Source organism: Pseudomonas sp. SDT291_1_S447 (assembly GCF_054070155.1).
Genome location: NZ_JBSVXS010000492.1, coordinates 1 through 210 on the forward strand (window position 1 = coordinate 1; position 210 = coordinate 210).

Genomic DNA, 210 nt, shown 5'->3' on the forward strand with positions numbered 1-210 from the left:
GCGTTTTGTGGAAACCGGCGAACGTCGGGGCGGCCTGGTACTGGTGAGCAAGGGCTTGAAAGCCGGTGAGCAGGTGGTCAGCGCCGGTCAGCTCAAACTGGACAACGGCACCCCGATTGCCATCAGCCCGGACAAAAACCTGCCGGCAGGGCACTGAGCCATGAAGTTCACAGACGTTTTTATCCGCCGCCCCGTATTGGCCATGGTGGT

Annotated in this window: 1 pseudogene; it reads left to right on the forward strand. The window is 61.0% G+C overall.

From position 1 onward, the window contains the following. A pseudogene (locus tag ACW9IR_RS30510) lies at positions 1-157 on the forward strand (efflux transporter periplasmic adaptor subunit); the annotation flags it as partial. Positions 158-210 lie beyond the last annotated feature (53 nt).